Origin of the sequence: uncultured Tessaracoccus sp. (assembly GCF_947255005.1) — a bacterium.
In the GTDB taxonomy this organism is placed as follows: Bacteria; Actinomycetota; Actinomycetes; order Propionibacteriales; family Propionibacteriaceae; genus Arachnia.
In genome coordinates, this window is the sequence record NZ_CAMYFI010000030.1 from 1 (window position 1) to 19,027 (window position 19,027).

A 19,027-nucleotide genomic window follows, 5' to 3' on the forward strand; every position below is an offset into this window, starting at 1 on the left:
CCGAGGTGGCCGGCGCCGGTGTTGGTGGGTTGGGATCCGAGTTTGTCGGTGTTTGAGGGCTCGCCGCCGCCGGTGGTGTTTGCGTCGTTGTTTGATGGGCGTTTGCCTGATGTTGATCCCGCGGAGGTTGGGGGGTTCGCGCATATTGTGGATGAGTGGTCGACGGATTTCTCGAGGGTGAAGATCTATCGGGAGCAGCAGGATCGTGGGGCTAGCTACGATCTCCAGGTCCAGGTGAATAGCGTCGGGATGTACGGCGGGTTTTTGTCCACGACGCAAGATATCGAACAGGTGGGTTTTGCAACCTGCAGCAAAGTTCCGTATCCCATGTGTGTGGCGGTGGCTGATGATGGTGTGATCACGCTGGGGTATGTCGGTGATCCGCCGCTGGGGTTGGATGCGATGGTGGCGGAGTTGGGTAAGTTGGTGGAGTTTTATGCGAACGACTGATGCGCCACTGATACGGGCATCAACGAAGGCGCTCGCCGCAGTGCCCGCGGGGCCAGGCTTCCACGCATGATCGTGGGAATCGGAACCGACCTAGTCGCCGTCGAACGCTTCGAGGCTGCCCTCACCCGGAACCCTGGGCTGGCCGCGAGGCTGCTCACGCCCGACGAGCAGGAGCTCTCGATGGAGTCGCGCGCGGCTCGTTTTGCCGCCAAGGAGGCTCTCGCCAAAGCGCTCGGCGCGCCTGGCGGATTGCGCTGGTTGGACTGCGAAGTGATCCGCGACGAGCACCGTCGCCCCTCGTTTCGGTGCACGGGAACCGTCGCGCAACGCCTTGACGAGCTTGGTGTGCAGCAGGTGCATCTGTCCTTGTCACACGACGGTGGGTTCGCCACGGCGATGGTGGTGTGCGAGCGGTGATGGCGGCTGCGAGCGCTGACCTCAACGTGGTGCGCCCCGACGACATCGCCCGCTGGTGGCCGGTGCCGGGCCGGGCGTCACACAAGTACACCCGAGGTGTCGTGGCCCTCGACACCGGCTCGACGAGGTACCCCGGCGCCGCGCTGCTCGGCATCGCCGGGGCGCTGTATGCCGGCGCGGGCATGGTGCGGTACGTGGGGCCTGCCAGCCCGCAGCTCGTGCTCGGGCGGTTTCCCAGCGTCGTGCTGGAGCCCGGGCGCGTGCAGGCGACGGTGGTGGGTTCTGGCTGGGGTGAGCCCGACGCCGCCCGCCTCGCGCGATTCGCTGAGCCGGGCACCGCCGTCGTGGCCGACGCTGAGGCGCTGCGCTGCCTGCCTGACACGGGACTGGGGGAGTGGCTGCTCACTCCGCATGCGGGGGAGTTGGCCGAGTTGTTGGGTGTGGCAAGGGAGGACGTTGAGCGGGAGCCCGTCGAGTCCGCGCGCGAGGCGGCGCGGCGCACCGGAGCAACGGTGCTGCTAAAGGGCGGCGAGCAGTACGTCGCAGAACCGTCGGGCCGGGTGAGCGTAGCTTGCCCAGGGCCGGGCTGGACCGCGACGGCGGGTGCGGGCGACGTGCTCGCGGGCATCTGCGGCGCGCTCCTGGCGGCCGGGCTGGAGCCGTGGCGCGCCGGCGTGATGGGTGCGAGCATCCAGGCACTCACCGCGGCGCAACACCCCGGGCCCTATCCGCCCAATCACCTGGCAACCCTGCTGCCCACCACCATCGCGCGCCTTGTGCAGCCCCGCGCCTGAGCGGCTGGGGCCGCCGCCGGTCGAGTAGTGCCGCTCCCGGTGGTCGAGTCCTGCTTCTTCCGGTGGTCGAGTACCGGGCGTAGCCCGCGTATCGAGACCCGGTGAGGTGGCCGGGTTTCGACTCGCCTCCCTTCGGTCGGCGGCTCAACCGTCTGGCTAAGGCAGCCGGCGGCTCCACTGTCTGGTCAAGGCGTCGGCGGTTCAGCCACCGGGCTGAGGCAGCCGGCTGCCCGACCACCCGCGTCACTCAGCGGTGGGCGATGACTTCGATCTCGATGTTCGCGCCTTTGGGGAGCGCGGCCACCGCGACGGCGGAGCGCGCCGGGTAAGGCTGCGCGAAGCGCGAGCCGTAGACTTCATTGGCTGCCGCAAAGTCGCTCATGTCGGTGAGGAACACCGTTACCTTCACCACGTTCGCCATGGTGAGCCCGGCCGATTCGAGAATGGCCTCAACGTTGTCGAGACACTGGGTGGCCTGTGCCGCGATGTCGCCCTCCACCAGCTCCCCCGCCGGGGTGAGCGGGATCTGGCCGGATGCGTAGACGAAGTCGCCCACGCGCACTGCCTGCGAGTACGGGCCGATCGCGGCGGGAGCATGGTTGGTGCTGAGTGCTTCCATGGTTGTCCTTTCAGTCGAGGATGGATTGCGCGAGGTAACCACCCTCGCGCATGCCGGGTGGAATCACGAACACCGCCGACCCCACCGTCGTCGTCCACTCATTCAGCGCGTCGGCATCGTCGAGCACGCGCTGAATCGGAATAAATTGCTTCGCAATGTTCGCCTGAAACGCGTTAAAAATGAGCCCGGTTCCGGTGTGATCGGAGTAATTGAGCCCCCGACGGTGCATGCTGCGACCATTGTTCTGGCTGGGGTGGGCTAGCTTGGCGTGGGCGTTCTCGGCAATCGCCAGGCCACCGTCCTCGGGGCGCCGCGCCATAAAATCCATGGGCGTGAACTCCGTGCCGCCCGACAGCGGAGCTCCCGTCGTGAGATCCCTTCCGATGGTCTGCTCCATCTGGTTGCGGGTGAGTTTGTCCCACTCGGGCAGGTCCATCTCGATCCGTCGCACGACGAGCTGTGTGCCGCCGGCGAGCCATCCCTCGTCGGACCACAGCGTGCCGTCGGCTAGCGCACCGGTGGCATTGGCGGTGCCGTCGACCTGGCCGAACAGGTTGCGCCCGGTGACGGGCTCCCCGTCGGGCCCGGTGGCTCGCCATGAACCCTGCTGCGCCCACCGCACGCTCGCCCATGGCTCGGCGTCGTGAGTGAGCCGTCGCTTCGCGTAGGCGACGGAGGTGAAATCATCGGCGCTGATCCACAGCAGCAGGTCGCCGCCGCAGTAGGCGTCGTCGAGCTTGTCATGGCGCATCGGGGGGATTTCCTGGAACCCTGCCGGCAACTTGTCGTGCAACCCGTCGAGCGTGAACACCTTGGGCCCAAACCCGACGAGCACGCTCAGCGACACACGTTGGGCTGCCATGTCGGGCAGGGTGTCACCCGCGAGCGGAACCCCCCGCATGAGCGCAGAAATATCCGTCGACCACACGCGCATCATGCGCCCGAGCGCGGCCTTGTCGACGTCGGCTTTGAGGTTGAAGGCGATGAGTTCCGCCGAAGCAGGAACCGGCGTGACGATGCCAGCTTGGTGCTCTGAGAACGGCGAATAAGTTTGCCCGGCGATAGCAGTTGCGTCACTGCTTCGTGGCGGCGTGTCGCCGGCAAAGTGCATCGATGCAGCCAATCCAAGACCAGCGACGGCACCCGCGCCAGCCCCCAGCATTCCCCGTCGTGACACTCCAGACATGGGCACAACCCTACTCGGCGGGTTAAGCTACCCGCCATGAAGCGCATTGCAACACTCGCGGTGGCCGCCCTCGCACTGGCCGGCTGCTCCCAACAGGCTGAAACCCCCGGTGTGCTGACCGGCGAGGCCTGGACAAGAACCACCACGGGAACCGAGGAGCCGGGTATGACGGCGGTCTACGTCAACCTCAGCAACCCCGGTAAGAAACTCGTCAACCTCGTCAGTGCAGACTGTGGTGACGTCGCCGAGAAGACCGAGCTGCACGAGATGGTTATGAAGGACGGCGAGATGATTATGCGGAAGACGGACAAAGTGCCGGTTCCCGCCGAAGGTCATCAGCACCTCGCACCTGGTGGGCCGCACATCATGCTGATGGGCGTCAAGAAGGAACTGCCCGTCGGTGGGGAAGAAGTGCACTGCAAGCTGACCTTCGACAACGATCAGACCTCTGAAATCACGGCTCCCATCAAGGAGTTCACCGAGGAGCAGGAGACGTATCACAAGCACGAAGGCATGGATTACGGCGATGGCTCCCACCACGAGGGAAACTAAAGAGCCCTCGGTAAGCCGTGAGATGCGCGACTGAGCGCACGCCAGAAGCGATTTTTGGGCCATCCGGGCCGGTTTCGGGCATCTAGCGTGCGTTCAGTCGCGCAACACTGTATATAGGCCCGGCTTCACTAGGTGTTCATCATCCGTTTGCCCATCAGGTAGGGGCTTCGTAACCCACTGGAGTAGCATCGAAGTCGTGCGGGTAGCGATTGTCACGGAATCATTCCTGCCTCAGGTGAACGGAGTCACCAACTCCGTCCTGAGGATCCTCGAGCACCTTCGAGCTGAAGGGCACGAGGCCCTCGTGATCGCCCCTGCCGACGGCAACAAGACGCCCACGGAATCGAACGGCTTCCGCGTGGTGCCCGTGATGAGCGTCGGTCTTCCCGGATACGAGGTGGTGCGCGTCGTCACGACGACGAAGGCCCACCTGCGGCATACCCTCATGGCGTTCGCGCCTGATGTGGTGCACCTCGCGGCTCCGTTCATCGTCGGGTACAAAGCCGCGGAAGTCGCAGCCCAGCTCGGCATCCCCATGGTGGGCATCTACCAAACCGAGGTGCCCAGCTACGCCGCCCGTTACGGCTTCGCTGCCGTCGAACCGCTGCTGTGGCGCCACGTGCGCCAGATCCACTCCCTTGCGACGCTGAACTTCGCGCCGTCGACGTTCGCCCGCCAGCAACTCATCGATCAGGGCATCCCGAGGGTTGGCGTGTGGGGCCGTGGCGTCGACTCCGTCCGCTTCGACCCCGCCAAACGCAGCGACGCCCTGCGCGCGAAGCTCGCCCCAAACGGCGAGAAGCTCATCGGCTACATGGGTCGACTTGCGAGCGAGAAGCGTGTTGAAGATCTTGCAGTGCTCCGCGACATCCCCAACACGCGCCTCGTCATCATCGGCGACGGCCCCAGCCGCGCCGCGCTCGAGCAGCAACTCCCTGGCGCCGCATTCCTCGGTCAACTCACCGGCGATGATCTGCCCGCCGCCATGGCCTCGCTCGACCTCTTCGTCCACACCGGCGAGCTGGAGACGTTCTGCCAGGCGATTCAGGAAGCGAAGGCCTCCGGCCTACCGGTGATCGCGCCCCGTCGTGGCGGGCCGATCGACCTGGTCAATCACTCGCGCACCGGCTGGCTCTACACCCCCGGTAACCTGCAGGCGATGCGGGGCTACGTCGTTGACCTTATCGGCGACGACGCCAAGCGCGCCGCGTTCGCCTCTGCCGCCCGTGAGTCGACGCTGAGCCGAACTTGGCGGAACGTGTGCGGCGAGCTCGTGGGGCACTATGAGAAGGTCATCGGCATGACGGTGCGCGGCGGCAAATTGCTCGCGAGCTGACGGCGGCGATTGGTGGGCACGGGCGAAAGCGCCTAAGCTGATTTGGCTCACGTATTCGTGGCTTTTCCTTCTACCGATAGGTTGCCCATGGCCCGCGGTCCCAAATCCCATCACGCAGACGGCACACCCAAGAAGCGGTGGACCGCCGAGCAGCGCGCTGCCCGCGGACGTGCGCCGCGCCGTCGAGGCGGGAGGCGCGACGAGGAGCTCCCTCCGCGCAACCGCGCCGAGCGTCGCGCCCAACAGTTCGCTGATCAGGGTGGCCGCTCGTCGGATAGCCGTGCCGCCAGTCAGCAGCAACCGAAACAGCGCCCGGGCAAACCGAAGCAGCGCTGGGAGAAGTCGACGCAGCGCCCCGAGCACCCGGCCAAGCGCGGTGGCACCAAGGGCAACGCCAAGAACAAGCACAACGCCAAGCCATGGGACAAGCCCAAGAAGCAGTGGGATAAACCCAAGCAGCGCTGGGACGAGCCCCGTCGTGACCCAGCACGCCGGGAGCCAGACCAGATGGCCTGGGAGGCCAAGACCGTCCAGGCCGAGGTGGGCGTCGTCAACGGCTTCACCGAGCTGGGCGTGGCCGACGAGATCGTCGGCGTACTCGCGGCCGAGGGCATCACGCAGCCCTTCGCGATCCAGGAAGCCACCATCCGCGACGCGCTCGAGGGCCGCGACGTGCTCGGGCGCGCCCGCACCGGCTCCGGCAAGACGCTGGCGTTCGGCCTGCCGCTGCTCACTCGCTTGTCGGCTACCGGCGGGCGCGGCCCGCACGCGATCATCCTCAGCCCGACGCGCGAACTCGCCCTGCAAATCGCGGACAACCTCGCCCCGCTCGCAGCCTCCGTCGGATTGTCGCTCACGCTCGTCGCGGGCGGCATGAGCTACAACCCGCAGATCAAAGCGTTCGCTCGCGGTGTGGACGTCGTCGTCGCGACCCCTGGCCGCCTCATCGACCTCATGCAGCAAGGCGCTGCCGACCTCGGCAACGTCGAGGTCACCGTGCTCGACGAGGCTGACCACATGGCCGAAATGGGTTTCACCGACGAGGTTACGGCCATTCTCGACGCCACCCCCGAACGCGGGCAGCGCCTCCTGTTCTCTGCAACCCTCGACGCCGCGGTGGACCGCATCGTTGAGCGCTACCTCACCGATCCCATCACGCACGAGGTGGATTCCGGGCAGGTGTCGGTGACGTCGATGACCCACCTCGCGCTGCAGACGAAGCCCCACGACAAACTCGCGGTCACCGCCGAACTCGCGTCGCGCGACGGTCGCACCGTCGTGTTCGCGCGCACCCAGAAGGGCACCGACCGAATCTCCCGGCAACTGCGCGCCGCCGGCGTGATGGCGGGTGCGCTGCACGGCGGCCTCACCCAGGGGGCCCGCGCGCGCATCCTCGCCGCGTTCAAATCCGGCGACGTGCCTGTGCTGGTCGCCACCGACGTCGCTGCCCGGGGGATTCACGTCGACGACGTGAGCCTCGTCGTGCAAATGGATCCGCCCCGCGATGCCAAGGACTATCTGCACCGGGCCGGCCGCACTGCCCGCGCAGGCACGGCGGGCACCGTCGCCACGGTGGTGCTCCCGCACCAGCGTAAGCTGATGCGCCGCATCTTCGGGCAAGCAGGCGTGGATGCGCGCAACGTGGACGCCGCGCCCGGCGACGCTACCGTCGCCGAACTCACCGGCGCCAAGCCTGCGTCGGGGGTCGCCGTCGAGGAATCGACGTTCTTCGACCTCATCAAACCGAAGCAGCAACCGCGCCGCTCAGGTCCGCGCAAGCCTGGCTTCCACGGGCGGCCCCGCAGACCGAGGGGGCGGCGGTGAACCCGCCGGGCATGCAGTTGGGGCAGGCTCGGTATACGCCTAGGATCGGTAGCTGACATGAGCATTTCCCTTCGTTTCGCCGAGCCATCGGACGCCGAGGCGCTCCACTCGGTGATCCGCGAAGCGTTCGCTGCCCGCCCGCCCGTCGATCCGCCGGCCGCCGCGCTGTCCGACACCGTCGAGAGCGTGCGAGACGCCATCGAAGCGGGCTACGGCATTCTGCTGGAACGCGACGGCGCCCCCATCGCGGGGCTGCTCGTCGCCGTCGATGGCGATACCGCCAAGCTGTGTCGCGTGAGCGTGGTGCCCGCAGCCGCCGGTTCCGGCATCGGACCCCAGATGGTGTCGGCCACGCTCATTGCGCTGGCTGACCTGGGGTTTCGCCAGGTGGAGGCTGCTGCGCGCCACGAGTTCCCCCACAACATCGCGTGGTGGGAGCTCGCAGGTTTCGTGCAGTGCCGTCCCACGGAGAACGGCGTCGTACTGGCGCGTGCGCTGCCCGTCGCCGTCCATGTGCCCGACGCCGACGCCATGCGCCGGCTCGGCAAGAAGCTTGCTCAAGTACTGCGCGCGGGCGACGTGATCGTCGCGACGGGGGAGCTCGGCGCGGGTAAGACCACCCTCACGCAGGGCATCGGTGAAGGCCTCGACGTGGACGGCCCGGTGATTTCCCCCACCTTCGTGCTGTCCAGAATCCACCCATCGCGCGGGTCCGGCCCAGGCCTGGTGCACGTCGACGCCTACCGCCTCAGCTCGGCTGAAGAGCTGGCCGACCTCGACCTGCAAAGCACACTCGCCACGTCGGTGACGCTGGTGGAATGGGGTGCTGGCTTGGCGGAATGGCTGAGCGACGAGCCGCTCGCAATCGACATCCAACGCAGCGACGACCCCGCCGATGATCAACGCACCGTCTACCTCACGGGGATCGGCCAACGCTGGGCCGGCGTCCTCGATCAGTTCCGGGAGTTCGCATGATTACCCTCGCCATCGACACCTCGCACCACGTGGTCGTCGGCATTGCCCGCGACGGGGAGCCCGGGCCGTCGGCGGTGGTCGCTGACGCGCGCGCCCACGTCGAGCAGCTCATGCCGTCGGTGCAGCAGGTCTGCGCCGAGATGGGCGTCGCGCTCACCGACGTCGACGAGTTCGTCGTCGGCATGGGCCCTGGCCCCTACACCGGCCTGCGGGTGGGCATCGCGACGGGCGCCACGCTCGCCGCAGTCGGGGGGCGGGCGTTGCGCCGCGTGTGCTCGCTCGACGCCATCGCGCTCGCCGTGGACGCGCAGGGCGAGTTCCTCGTCGCCTCGGATGCCCGTCGCAAGGAGCTGTTCTGGGCGCGCTACGTCGACGGTGTTCGCGACGGTGAGCCCCAGGTGGGCACCCCCGACACACTCCCGCGCGTCCCCGTCTACGGCGACATCCCCGACGAGTACCGTAGCCAAGTGGTATTCGCCGGCCCGGCGTCCCTCGACGCGGCCATCCTCGCCGCACGTCACACCCAGCTGCCCGCAGCGGGGGAGGAGCCGTACTACCTGCGCGCCGCGGACGCGACGGTGCCCGGCAAGCCCAAGTCGGTACTTCCTCGGCTGAAAGTGCAGCGATGAAGCCCGTCGTCGCAACCCTCGATGATCTGCCGGAGATCCTCGAACTCGAAGCCTGCTTCCCGACGAAGGAACGCTGGAGCGAAGCCTCGTGGGCGCAGGAGCTCCGGGGGTCACGCCGCACCACACTCGTCGCGAGAGATGCGCGGCTACTCGGCGTCATCACGTTCCAGGACATGGGCGAAGCCGCCGACCTGAACCGCATCATCGTGCGCCCCGACGCGCGCCGCCAAGGCGTGGCCGACGCGCTCATGCAAGCCGGGTTCAGCGCGGTCGGCAAGCGCTGCCTGCTGGAGGTGCGCGACGACAACCTGCCCGCCGTCGAGCTGTACCGCAAGCACGGTTTTTCGACGATCCACCGTCGAAACGATTACTACGGCGCGGGGGCCGACGCGCTGGTAATGGAGAGGAACTGCAAACCATGAGCGAGCCGTTGGTCCTGGGTATCGAATCCTCCTGCGACGAGACCGGCGTCGGTATCGTGCGCGGATCGACGCTGCTCGCCAACGAGGTGGCGAGCTCGGTGGACCTCCACGTTCGCTTCGGTGGGGTGGTGCCGGAGGTGGCGAGCCGCGCGCATCTCGCCGCCATCGTGCCCGCGCTCGAACGCGCCGTGCGCACCGCAGACGTCGACCTCGCCGACATCGACGCCGTCGCCGTCACCGCTGGCCCCGGGCTCATGGGCGCGCTCGTGGTGGGGCTCGCGTCGGCCAAGGCCCTCGCCGCCTACCTCGGCAAGCCGCTCTACGGCGTGAACCACCTCATTGGCCACGTCGCCGTCGACTTGCTCGACCACGGACTGCTCCCGACGCCGTCGCTGGCGCTGCTCGTCTCGGGCGGCCACACGTCGCTGCTCCACGTGCGCGATATCGCGACGGACGTCACCGAACTCGGGTCCACCATCGACGACGCCGCCGGCGAGGCGTACGACAAGGTCGCCCGCCTGCTCGGGCTCGCCTACCCAGGTGGGCCGGTGATCGACAAACTCGCGCAGGAAGGGAACCCGTCGGCTATCCGCTTCCCCCGGGGTCTGACCGCCAGGCATGATCTCGAGAAGCACCGCTTCGATTTTTCCTTCTCCGGCCTCAAGACTGCCGTCGCCCGCTGGGTGGAGCAGCGACGCATCGAGGGCGGGGAGATTCCCGTCGCTGACGTGTGCGCCAGCTTCCAGGAAGCCGTCGCCGACGTGCTGTCGGCCAAAACTATCGACGCGGCCCGCCACCTGGGCGTCGAATCCATCTTGCTGGGTGGGGGAGTGGCCGCGAACTCGCGGCTGCGCACGCTGCTGGCCGAGCGTGCAGAGGAAGCGGGGTTCGAGTTCCGACGCCCCAGGCCAGTGCTGTGTACCGACAACGGTGCCATGATTGCCGCCGTCGGCGCGCAGGTCGTCGCGGCCGGGCTCGAGCCGAGTGGCATGGACATCTCCGCGCACTCGGGGCTGCCCGTCGAGACGGTGGTCGTGCGCGAGTGAGCGCGGCTTACGCGTCCACACAGTGAGACCGGCACTGTCATGCCGTCGGAACTATGCCTTGTGGTGAGGAACTGACGTAAGGGTCTCTATTCCATAACGATTGCCTCTGTTTTTCTGAGATGCCTGTCATTTCGACTCCGGAAGTCGATAGTGTCCACCCCAATTGGGCCAGTAGGCCCACTGAGTGTCGTTGACGACAAAAGGAGAACCCATGAAGTTGAGAGGGTCTGCATCTCTCGCGCTCTTGATGAGCGGCGCGCTGTTGCTGGGCGCTTGCACCTCAGACGATCCAACCGCCGGCCCCAATGGCGGGAACGAAGCGTCTGCTTCCGCTGGCGAAGGGGGCAAAGGCCCGGAAGCCACGGAATCGGACGATCCCTGCCTGAAGGATCTCGGCATCACCGAATCCGCTGAGGGCCAGGTTGCCTACACCGCAGGCAAACCAGACTGGACGGGCTACAACGCCATGACCGCCGACACCTACTCCACGTACAACAGCGTGATCGACGGCATGATGCGCGGCGGATTCACCTACTTCGGCACCGACGGCACCATTTGCCGCGACGAGAAGTTCGGCACCGTTGAGGTCACCAGCGAAGATCCGCTGATCGTGAAGTACACCATCTCCGACAAGGCAGTGTGGTCGGATGGCACCCCGATCACCATCAACGACTACCTCCTCGACTGGGCTGCGCAGAACCCTGAGTTCGTCGCCCCGGGCTTCGTCAGCGGCAAGGACAAGAAAGCCAAGGCCGTCTTCAACCACGTCTCCAGCAGCTTGGCTAAGAAGGTGCCCGACGGCCCGAAGGGCGAAGTTGGTTCTAAGACCTTCACCGTCGAATACGCCACCCCTGACCCGGACTACATGATCAATGTCACCTCGGTGCTCCCGGCACACATCGTGGCGAAGAAATCGGGCCTGGAGCCCGACGCGCTCGCCAAGGCCATCCTCGACAAGGACGGCGACACCGTGCGCAAGGCCGCGAAGTTCTGGAACGAGGGATGGATCTTCAACCCCGGCGAGCTTCCGAAGGACATGAGCGAAGTGCCGTCTGCTGGCCCGTACAAGCTGAAGGAAGGCGGCTGGAAGGCTGGCGAATCCCTCACGCTCACCGCGAACGACAAGTACTGGGGCGAGCCTGCGGCCACGAAGGAAATTGTGTTCCGTTTCCTCTCCGACGATATCCAGGCCCAGTCGCTGCAAAACGGTGACATCCAGGTGATCTCCCCGCAGGCCACGGTGGATACCGTGCCGCAGCTCAAGAACATGGGCGACGGGATTAAGGTCTACCAGTACTCCACCCTCACCTGGGAGCACCTCGACTTCAACTTCCGCGAGGGCAACGTGATGGCAGATCAGAAGGTGCGTGAAGCCTTCGCCATGTGCGTGCCGCGGCAGCAGATCGTCGACAACCTCATCAAGCCCATCAACCCCGATGCCGTCGTGATGAACGCGCGAGAGGTGTTCCCCTTCCAGAAGGAGAAGTACGAGGCCATCACGTCGAAGTCCTACGACGGACGCTACGACCAGGTCGACATCGAGGGCGCGAAAGCTAAGCTCGCTGAGGCCGGCGTGAAGACTCCGCTCAAGGTTCGCATCGGTTACTCAGCGGGTAACCCGCGCCGCCAGGAGACCGTCTCCCTCATCCAGGCCGTCTGCAAGGACGCTGGCTTCGAGATCGTTGACGCCAGCTCCGACAGGTTCTTCGATAAGGAGATGCCGGCTGGTAACTACGAGGTGGCGCTGTTCGCGTGGTCCGGCTCTGGCCAGATCACGTCCGGTCAGAACATCTACGCCACGAAGCGTCAGCAGAACTTCGGCGAATACTCCAACGAGAAGGTCGACGCTGCTTGGGACAAGCTCGTGGGTACGCTCGACGAGAATGTCCACCAGGAGCAGACCATCGCCATCGAGAAGGAACTGTGGGACACGCTGTTTGGTATCCCGCTGTACGCCCATCCTGGCGTAGTCGGCGCCGACGCGAAGCTGCAGAACGTTCGCCCGACCGCGACGCAGTCGCAGGTTTCGTGGAACGCGCATCAGTGGGTGGCGGCCTCCTGATCGCAGGCTGAAGACCCGAGTCGGGGCAGGGGGATGTTCCACCTGCCCCGACTCACGTCTTCTCAAGCGCCGCGATGTGCCCTATAGTTTCCGGGTGCGCAGCTCTTCGATAGCGTTGCGTGAGCCAGCCGAAAAGGATTATCCACGTGTTGAAATACGTTTTGAAGCGGTTGGGACAGTCTGTTCTGATCCTGCTGCTCGGCTCGCTGGTGATGTTTTTGCTGGTCATCAATTCTGGTGACCCGCTGCAAGATCTCCGCGAGTCGCAGGACCCGAACCGCGAGAACCGCATGGCGCAACGTACCGCCATCATGGGGCTCGACAAACCCTGGTACGCACGCTATTTCTCCTGGCTGGGAGGTGCGGCCAAGTGCTTCATCGGGCGGTGCGATCTCGGCAATAACCGTGAAGGTCAGAGCGTCAACGCGCTCGTGGCGAGCGCGGCTGGCTCGACGCTACGCCTGGTTACCCTGGCTACTTTGCTCGCCATCGTCATCGGCATCACGCTGGGTATCGTCACTGCCATTCGCCAGTACTCAGGTTTCGACTACGCCGTGACCTTCATGGCGTTCGTATTCTTCTCCCTGCCTGTGTTCTGGTTCGCCGTGCTCCTCAAGCACTACGCGGCCATCCAATTCAACGACTGGATTCCATCAGCTCACTTCAGTTGGCAAACCATATTGATATCCGCTGTGGTGATAGGCGTCATCCTCGCTGCAGCGTTCGGGGGCAGACTGCAGCGGCGTCTCATCACCTTCGCGGCGTCGTTTGCCGTCGTGACGGGCGTGCTGTGGTACATGGATGCCGTTCAGTGGTTCCGTCGCCCGGCGGTGGGTATCCCGATGTACATCCTTGCCGTCATCGGCGTGGGCATTTTGGCCATCGTGATGACATCCGGATTTAAGAACCCCCGTGTGCGCAACGCCGTCGGAGTGACTGTGGTCGTCGCGATCGTCGGCTACGTCGTGATGCGTCCGACGTTGATGATGCCCCGTAGAGATCCGGCCACGTTCTCTGGCGTGACGTGGACGCTCATCGTGCTGTTCCTCGTGGCCATCGTCGTGGCGGCGCTCGCCGGCCAGTTGCTCGGCGGATTCTCTCGCAGACAGGCCACATTCGCGTCGGTGGTGGTGTCCATCATCGCCAGCGGCATCGCGTTTGCCGACCTGATGTTGAGCAACTGGGCCAGATACCTCGCGGTGCAGCCTCGTCCCATCGCCACCATCGCGTCAGCTACCCCGAACTTCAGCTCGACGTACTGGAACCACATGATCGACACGGCGACGCACCTGGTGCTGCCAACGTGCGCGCTCATGGTGGTTTCGGTTGCAAGCTACATTCGCTACACCCGCGCCTCGATGCTCGAGGTGCTTCGCCAGGACTACGTGCGCACCGCACGCTCGAAGGGCATCTCAGAGCGCAAGGTGATTACCCGTCACGCTCTGCGCAACGCGCTCATCCCGCTGGCTACGATCGTGGCGTTCGACTTCGCGGCGCTCATTGGTGGCGCGGTCATCACCGAACAGGTCTTCGGTTGGAAGGGCATGGGTGACTTGTTCCAGACCGGCTTGAGGAACGTCGACCCGATGCCGGTGATGGGCTTCTTCCTGGTCGCCGGTGGCGCCGCGGTGACGATGAACCTGGTTGCCGATCTCGTCTACGCCGTCCTCGATCCGCGGATTAGCGGTCAGTAGGGAGTGGGAAATGACTGAACACAACACTCAAGATTCGCCCCAGATGGACGAGGAGCACGCGTACTCCGTCGAGGATGTCCTCGACCAGACCACCGACAAGTCGTACTCACAGGGCCAGCTGGTCATGCGGCGCTTCTTGCGTCACAAGGCCGCGATGGTCTCCTTGGTGCTGCTACTCGGAATTCTCGTGCTGTCGGTCACCTCGATTGGCGTTGGCCCGATTCCTGGTTGGTGGAGCAAAAACTACATCACCCCGTACCCCGCTGCGCTGCCGGGCGGAGCCCCGACGTTCAGCCTCTTCCCGTTCCGCATCGGTGAGCACCCGTTTGGGCAGGACACCATCGGGAAAGACTACTTCGCGCTCGTGATGCGCGGTGCGCAGGTGTCGCTGTTCATCGCCTTCACCGTCGGCACTGTCGCAACCCTCATCGGTACGACGGTCGGTTCCGTCGCGGGCTACTTCCGCGGGGCCACCGAGTCGGTCCTCATGCGATTGACCGACCTGCTGATCATCCTCCCGCTGCTCGTGATCGCGGCAGTCTTTGGCCGCACCTTCGGGTCGAACGTGCCGCTCATGGCCTTGATGATCGGCCTGATCTCGTGGACGGGCCTCGCTCGCCTGGTGCGCGCGGAAGTATTGTCGCTGCGTGAGCGAGAGTTCATCGCGGCCGCGCGCGCCATCGGCACGCCATCGACGACGATCATCGGCCGCCACATTCTCCCCAACGCGCTCGGCACCATCGTCGTAAATGCGACGCTGTCGATCTCCGCGGCCATCCTCGTGGAGACCGCGATCTCGTTCTTGGGCTTCGGCGTGCGGCCACCTGACACGTCACTCGGTTTGCTCATCCAGACCTACCAGAGCACGCTCACCACCCGTCCGTGGCTGTTCTGGTGGCCTGGCATCTTCATTCTGTGCATCGCGCTGTGCGTCAACTTCATCGGCGACGGTCTCCGCGACGCTTTCGACCCCCGCCAGACGCTGAACTGAGGAGCTGAATCATGACGCAAGAAGCAGTGCTGCAGTTCAAGAATCTCGACGTCCAGTTCAAGACGGAGTTCGGGCGCGTCCACGCCGTGAAGGGGCTCACTCTCGATGTGCGCCCCGGCGAGGTCGTGGCCCTTGTCGGCGAGTCCGGCTCGGGCAAGTCGGTCACTGCGACGACGGCCCTCGGCCTACTGCCGGGCAACGCTCACATCCAGGGCGAGACGATCGTCGCGAACCAGAGCATCGGCAAACTCAACGGCAAGCAGCTGCGCAATGTGCGCGGCAACCACGTCGCGATGGTGTTCCAGGAGCCGATGACCGCGCTGAACCCCGTTATCCGGGTTGGCGAACAGCTCACCGAGGCGATGGAGGTGCACGGCGTCGCCTTCGGTAGGCAGGCCTGGGCGCGGGCAGTGGATCTGCTCAAGGCTGTGGGTATTCCCAACGCGGAGCGCCGCGCGAAGCAGTTCCCGCACGAGCTCTCCGGCGGTATGCGGCAGCGCGTGGTGATCGCCATGGCGCTTGCGTGCGACCCGGCCGTCATCATCGCCGACGAGCCCACCACCGCCCTCGACGTCACGGTGCAGGCCGACATCCTCGACCTCCTGCGCTCGTTGAAAGACAAGCTCAACACCGGCATCCTGCTGATCACGCACAACATGGGCGTGGTTGCCGACATGGCCGACCGCGTCGCCGTCATGTTCAAGGGCGACATCGTCGAGCAGGGCACGTCGGAAGAAGTGCTCATGCACCCCCAGCACCCCTACACCAAGCGCCTCCTCGACGCGGTGCCCCACCTGGGTGTTGGCCACGGCCAATTCGGCGACAAGGTTGCAGACGTCACCAGTGAGGAGATGGCGCTGGAGTGCCGCAACTTCGTCGTCGAATACAAGCGCTCCGGCAAGAAGCCGTTCCGTGCGGTCGACGACGTCTCGTTCGACGTGCGTCGCGGCGAGATCGTCGGCCTCGTGGGTGAGTCCGGCTCCGGTAAGTCGACGATTGGCCGCGCCTTGCTCGGTCTGATCCCCGTGGCGTCGGGCGAGGCGCGCGTGCTGGGAGAAGACCTCACGAAGCTGCGCGGGCAGCAGTTGAAGGAGCTTCGCAAGCGCATCGGCGTGATTTTCCAGGACCCGGCGGCGTCGCTGAACCCTCGCCTGCCGGTGGGTGACGTGATTGCCGAGCCGCTCCAGGTGCACCGCGTGGGCACGAAGGCGGAACGCCGGCAGCGGGTACACGAACTGCTCGAGGCGGTGCGTCTGCCCAAGTCGGCTTACAACCGCTACCCCCATGAGCTTTCGGGTGGTCAGCGTCAGCGCGTGTCTATCGCGCGGGCGCTCACGCTGAGCCCTGACCTGCTCGTCGCCGACGAGCCCACCTCCGCGCTCGACGTCTCCGTGCAGGCGAGCGTGCTGGAGATGTTCACGGATTTGCAGAAGGAATTCGGGTTTGCGTGTTTGTTCATCTCACACGACCTGGCCGTGATCGATTCGCTGGCGCACCGCGTCGTGGTGATGCAGTACGGCAAGATCGTCGAGAAGGGCGACCGTGAGGACGTGCTCTTGAACGCGCAGGAGGAGTACACCAAGCGCCTCCTAGCGGCCGCGCCGGTGCCCGATCCGATTCTGCAGGCCCAGCGACGCGACGAACGCCACCGCTTGCTGGAGGAATTGGGCGATCGAGTCGCGGAGATCGACACCCGCGAGCTGGATCAGTAGCGCGGCGAATGGGTCTCGATACGGCACTTCGTGCCTACTCGACCGTCGGAAGACCCGGCACCTGCGACCCCCGGTGATTGAGTAGCGCCCGCGCGTTCCCCCCGTGATTGAGTAGCCCGCGTAGCGGGCGTATCGAAATCACCCCGCGACCACCTCGGTTCCCACCTCTTCATCTCGGAGTGAGCCCCACCCTCACTTGCGCAGGCACAGCGCCACCGCATATTCTCGCAACTGAGAATCATTAGCAATAAGGAGCTGCGGTGAGAATTCGATCCTCCAAAGTGGGTGCGGCGCTCGTTGCCCTGACTCTGCTGCTGTCGGCGTTGATGACCGGTAGCGCGTCTGCGAACACGAAGTTCGAGGGCCGCGAGTTGATCTACCGCAAGCACGTTGACGCCGTGCACATTGTCTGGACGGGCTCGGGGCTCGACATCAAAGTGCGAGAGGGCGAGAATACCATTCGCGACGCGAACGACGTCGCCATCCGACTCGGCCCAGATGCCGACCAGGATGGCTACGAGGTGTCCCGCTTCCGGGTGCCCGACGACAAGGACTACGCGTTCATGGGCAAGCCCGGCGACATTGTGTGGCTTGCGCCGCAGCAGCTGTACCAGGGTTGGCCGCCAGTGTGGGCCGGCATCGGCCACGGAGAGCTCCCCGAAACCGTGAAGGATCTCCGCCTCACCCTCGTCGACGATGGTGGCCCTGGCAAGGTTGAGCTGTACCGCACCATCGGCCTGGCAGGGAAACCGGAGCGTGAGCTGTCGTCCACCGACGAAGCTCTGCGCACCTACGAGCCGGGCTCGCATGGCCACTACTCCTGGATCTTCACGAAGCCGGGAGTGTATCGCATGAAGTGGAAGGCCACGGCCACGCTGGCTAGCGGTACGAAGGTGGAATCCCCGGAGGTTACGGTGCCGTGGCTCGTCGGCTCTGACGAGCAGGTGGGTCTGCCCGAAGGCACGACGAAGGGCGCACCCATCAAGTACCCTGTCGACGGCGCTGCCGCCGGCGAGCCCGAGCCCACGCCGGATGTTCCGAGCCCAGGCGCACCGAGCCCGGAGCCGCCGACGGCGAATCCGCCGTCTGAGCACCCATTTGCTCGCAACTCAACGAAAGAGCTGCCGAACTGCACTCCGATCTCGAATGGGCACCTCGATATCAGCACCGTGCTCAAGGAAGACGGCGGCCTGTGGATGCGCTCCAGGCTGGACACCGCCTCGGGCAAGCAGACGCTGCCCTGGAACGGTGCGGTGCTGGAGGTGCCGAATTCGGCGAGGCAGCAGATTCCCGACGGGGCCTCCGCAGCCGATCTGCGGGCGGCGCTCGGCACTGCCGTGGCCTGGGAGCTACCGGAGTCGCAGAACAAGGCCCTGCCTTGGCCCGGATTCAGTACTGAGGAGCTGGACTACGCCAACATCGAGAAACTGACCTACCAGGTGGAGTCGTGGGAGGGCCCCGACGGTAGCGCCTGGGCTATCGGCGGGTTCAACCCAGCCCGCGGGAAGTTCGTCGTGCAGGTTGATTCCGCGAATAACGCATCGCAGGCGATCGAGCTTCCGCAGGGCAGCCACATGCACACGGGTTGGTACTTCTCGAAGCCAGGCTTCTACACGCTGACGCTCAAGGCCGAGGCGACGCCGAAGGATGCCAGCAAGATGAAGTCGTGGCAGCGTGTGACGACGCTTCCTGTGACCTTCGCGGTCTCCGACGACGCCGTCGCGTTCACCTGCGACCGCAACGGGGAAGGGCTCGAATCGCCCGGTGGCGACAACCCGACGCCGGCAGATCCCGCGCGCCCCGACGACGGGGCGAAGCCCGAAGCGCCGGATCGCGGCGAGGTTCCATCCGAGGAACCGGCTGAAGGTTCGAGTCCGTCAGAGGAACCAGGTGCAGGTGAAGCGCCGTCCGAAGATGCCGTTCCAGGTTTGCCCTCCACCGGTGTTTGAGCAGCCGCGCAGCGGCGTGTCAAAACCTCCGCTGAGATGATTTCGATACGCGCCCTGCGGGCGCTACTCAATCACCGGGGTGGCGCACAGTCGCTACTCAATCACCGACAGTGAGGGACCCAGATGGTTGAGCCGGCCCGAAGGGCCGTGGTGAGACCATGTCTCACGCCTGAGCTAACCCGATATCCACACGCGTTCTTCGAAACAGCCCAAAAACGCCGAATTCAGCAAACGCGTGTGGATATCGGGTTAGCATGCCGTTTGGCTTCGGGGGGTGAGGAGCCAGTGGAGCTTATGTGTCGAAACCGCGCTGAGAGTGATTTCGATACGCGCCCTGCGGGCGCTACTCAATCACCGGGGCGCGCGGGC

The 19,027-nt window shown here is 65.5% G+C and carries 16 protein-coding genes and 1 pseudogene; 15 read left to right on the forward strand and 2 right to left on the reverse strand.

The window, feature by feature from the left end; genetic code table 11:
- The first annotated feature begins 42 nt into the window (after positions 1-42).
- The 3 genes from Q0X61_RS07695 to Q0X61_RS07705 all read left to right on the forward strand — a co-directional run bounded on the left by Q0X61_RS07695 (position 43) and on the right by Q0X61_RS07705 (position 1,661).
- Positions 43-450: a hypothetical protein gene (locus tag Q0X61_RS07695; RefSeq protein ID WP_297741937.1), complete on the forward strand. Its 408-nt coding sequence runs from the start codon at positions 43-45 to the stop codon at positions 448-450.
- Between the two features lie 66 nt (positions 451-516).
- Positions 517-867: a holo-ACP synthase gene (locus tag Q0X61_RS07700; protein WP_297741939.1), complete on the forward strand. Its 351-nt coding sequence runs from the start codon at positions 517-519 to the stop codon at positions 865-867.
- Positions 867-1,661: an ADP/ATP-dependent (S)-NAD(P)H-hydrate dehydratase gene (locus Q0X61_RS07705; RefSeq protein ID WP_297741941.1), complete on the forward strand. Its 795-nt coding sequence runs from the start codon at positions 867-869 to the stop codon at positions 1,659-1,661. Before Q0X61_RS07700 ends, Q0X61_RS07705 begins: the two co-directional genes overlap by 1 nt.
- 247 nt (positions 1,662-1,908) lie before the next feature.
- On the opposite strand, the gene Q0X61_RS07710 is transcribed toward Q0X61_RS07705, so the two are convergent.
- Together Q0X61_RS07710 and Q0X61_RS07715 are read right to left on the reverse strand one after the other, a co-directional pair.
- Positions 1,909-2,280 (reverse strand): RidA family protein, encoded by a 372-nt coding sequence (locus tag Q0X61_RS07710; RefSeq protein WP_297741943.1) that lies wholly within the window; start codon positions 2,278-2,280, stop codon positions 1,909-1,911.
- Between the two features lie 10 nt (positions 2,281-2,290).
- Positions 2,291-3,466 (reverse strand): Dyp-type peroxidase, encoded by a 1,176-nt coding sequence (locus Q0X61_RS07715; protein ID WP_297741945.1) that lies wholly within the window; start codon positions 3,464-3,466, stop codon positions 2,291-2,293.
- Positions 3,467-3,502: 36 nt separating this feature from the next.
- On the opposite strand from Q0X61_RS07715, the gene Q0X61_RS07720 reads away from it, so the two are divergent.
- The 12 genes and pseudogenes from Q0X61_RS07720 to Q0X61_RS07780 all read left to right on the forward strand — a co-directional run bounded on the left by Q0X61_RS07720 (position 3,503) and on the right by Q0X61_RS07780 (position 18,658).
- Entirely contained in the window at positions 3,503-4,018 is a 516-nt protein-coding gene (locus tag Q0X61_RS07720; RefSeq protein WP_297741947.1) for a copper chaperone PCu(A)C, read from the forward strand.
- 196 nt (positions 4,019-4,214) lie between these two features.
- A complete protein-coding gene (locus Q0X61_RS07725; RefSeq protein ID WP_297741949.1) occupies positions 4,215-5,354 on the forward strand; it encodes a glycosyltransferase family 1 protein in 1,140 nt (379 codons plus the stop codon).
- 507 nt (positions 5,355-5,861) lie between these two features.
- Positions 5,862-7,109, forward strand: a pseudogene (locus Q0X61_RS07730) (DEAD/DEAH box helicase); the annotation flags it as partial.
- Positions 7,110-7,235: 126 nt separating this feature from the next.
- Positions 7,236-8,153: a tRNA (adenosine(37)-N6)-threonylcarbamoyltransferase complex ATPase subunit type 1 TsaE gene (tsaE, locus tag Q0X61_RS13390; protein ID WP_367270721.1), complete on the forward strand. Its 918-nt coding sequence runs from the start codon at positions 7,236-7,238 to the stop codon at positions 8,151-8,153.
- Positions 8,150-8,782: a tRNA (adenosine(37)-N6)-threonylcarbamoyltransferase complex dimerization subunit type 1 TsaB gene (tsaB, locus tag Q0X61_RS07745; RefSeq protein WP_297741953.1), complete on the forward strand. Its 633-nt coding sequence runs from the start codon at positions 8,150-8,152 to the stop codon at positions 8,780-8,782. Before tsaE ends, tsaB begins: the two co-directional genes overlap by 4 nt.
- Entirely contained in the window at positions 8,779-9,204 is a 426-nt protein-coding gene (locus Q0X61_RS07750; protein WP_297741955.1) for a GNAT family N-acetyltransferase, read from the forward strand. Before tsaB ends, Q0X61_RS07750 begins: the two co-directional genes overlap by 4 nt.
- A complete protein-coding gene (gene tsaD / locus Q0X61_RS07755; protein ID WP_297741957.1) occupies positions 9,201-10,250 on the forward strand; it encodes a tRNA (adenosine(37)-N6)-threonylcarbamoyltransferase complex transferase subunit TsaD in 1,050 nt (349 codons plus the stop codon). The genes Q0X61_RS07750 and tsaD overlap by 4 nt, the downstream gene beginning before the upstream one ends.
- Before the next feature lie 211 nt (positions 10,251-10,461).
- Positions 10,462-12,312, forward strand: a complete 1,851-nt coding sequence (locus tag Q0X61_RS07760) for an ABC transporter family substrate-binding protein (RefSeq protein ID WP_297741959.1) — start codon at positions 10,462-10,464, stop codon at positions 12,310-12,312.
- Positions 12,313-12,458: 146 nt separating this feature from the next.
- Positions 12,459-14,006 (forward strand): ABC transporter permease, encoded by a 1,548-nt coding sequence (locus Q0X61_RS07765; protein ID WP_297741961.1) that lies wholly within the window; start codon positions 12,459-12,461, stop codon positions 14,004-14,006.
- 10 nt (positions 14,007-14,016) lie between these two features.
- On the forward strand, positions 14,017-14,997 hold the full coding sequence (locus Q0X61_RS07770) for an ABC transporter permease (RefSeq protein ID WP_297741963.1): 981 nt from the start codon (positions 14,017-14,019) through the stop codon (positions 14,995-14,997).
- Between the two features lie 11 nt (positions 14,998-15,008).
- Positions 15,009-16,709 (forward strand): ABC transporter ATP-binding protein, encoded by a 1,701-nt coding sequence (locus Q0X61_RS07775; protein ID WP_297741965.1) that lies wholly within the window; start codon positions 15,009-15,011, stop codon positions 16,707-16,709.
- Positions 16,710-16,969: 260 nt separating this feature from the next.
- The gene (locus tag Q0X61_RS07780) at positions 16,970-18,658 is read left to right on the forward strand and encodes a choice-of-anchor M domain-containing protein (RefSeq protein ID WP_297741967.1); all 1,689 of its coding nucleotides are present in this window, start codon (positions 16,970-16,972) and stop codon (positions 18,656-18,658) included.
- Positions 18,659-19,027: the final 369 nt, after the last annotated feature.

Coding starts and splice junctions, on each gene's coding strand:
- tsaE (WP_367270721.1), top strand. CDS start 7,236: ATGAGCATTTCCCTTCGTTTCGCCGAGCCATCGGACGCCGAGGCGCTC.
- Q0X61_RS07700 (WP_297741939.1), top strand. CDS start 517: ATGATCGTGGGAATCGGAACCGACCTAGTCGCCGTCGAACGCTTCGAG.
- Q0X61_RS07720 (WP_297741947.1), top strand. CDS start 3,503: ATGAAGCGCATTGCAACACTCGCGGTGGCCGCCCTCGCACTGGCCGGC.
- Q0X61_RS07775 (WP_297741965.1), top strand. CDS start 15,009: ATGACGCAAGAAGCAGTGCTGCAGTTCAAGAATCTCGACGTCCAGTTC.
- Q0X61_RS07750 (WP_297741955.1), top strand. CDS start 8,779: ATGAAGCCCGTCGTCGCAACCCTCGATGATCTGCCGGAGATCCTCGAA.
- Q0X61_RS07705 (WP_297741941.1), top strand. CDS start 867: ATGGCGGCTGCGAGCGCTGACCTCAACGTGGTGCGCCCCGACGACATC.
- Q0X61_RS07710 (WP_297741943.1), bottom strand. CDS start 2,280: ATGGAAGCACTCAGCACCAACCATGCTCCCGCCGCGATCGGCCCGTAC.
- Q0X61_RS07760 (WP_297741959.1), top strand. CDS start 10,462: ATGAAGTTGAGAGGGTCTGCATCTCTCGCGCTCTTGATGAGCGGCGCG.
- Q0X61_RS07770 (WP_297741963.1), top strand. CDS start 14,017: ATGACTGAACACAACACTCAAGATTCGCCCCAGATGGACGAGGAGCAC.
- Q0X61_RS07715 (WP_297741945.1), bottom strand. CDS start 3,466: ATGTCTGGAGTGTCACGACGGGGAATGCTGGGGGCTGGCGCGGGTGCC.
- tsaD (WP_297741957.1), top strand. CDS start 9,201: ATGAGCGAGCCGTTGGTCCTGGGTATCGAATCCTCCTGCGACGAGACC.
- tsaB (WP_297741953.1), top strand. CDS start 8,150: ATGATTACCCTCGCCATCGACACCTCGCACCACGTGGTCGTCGGCATT.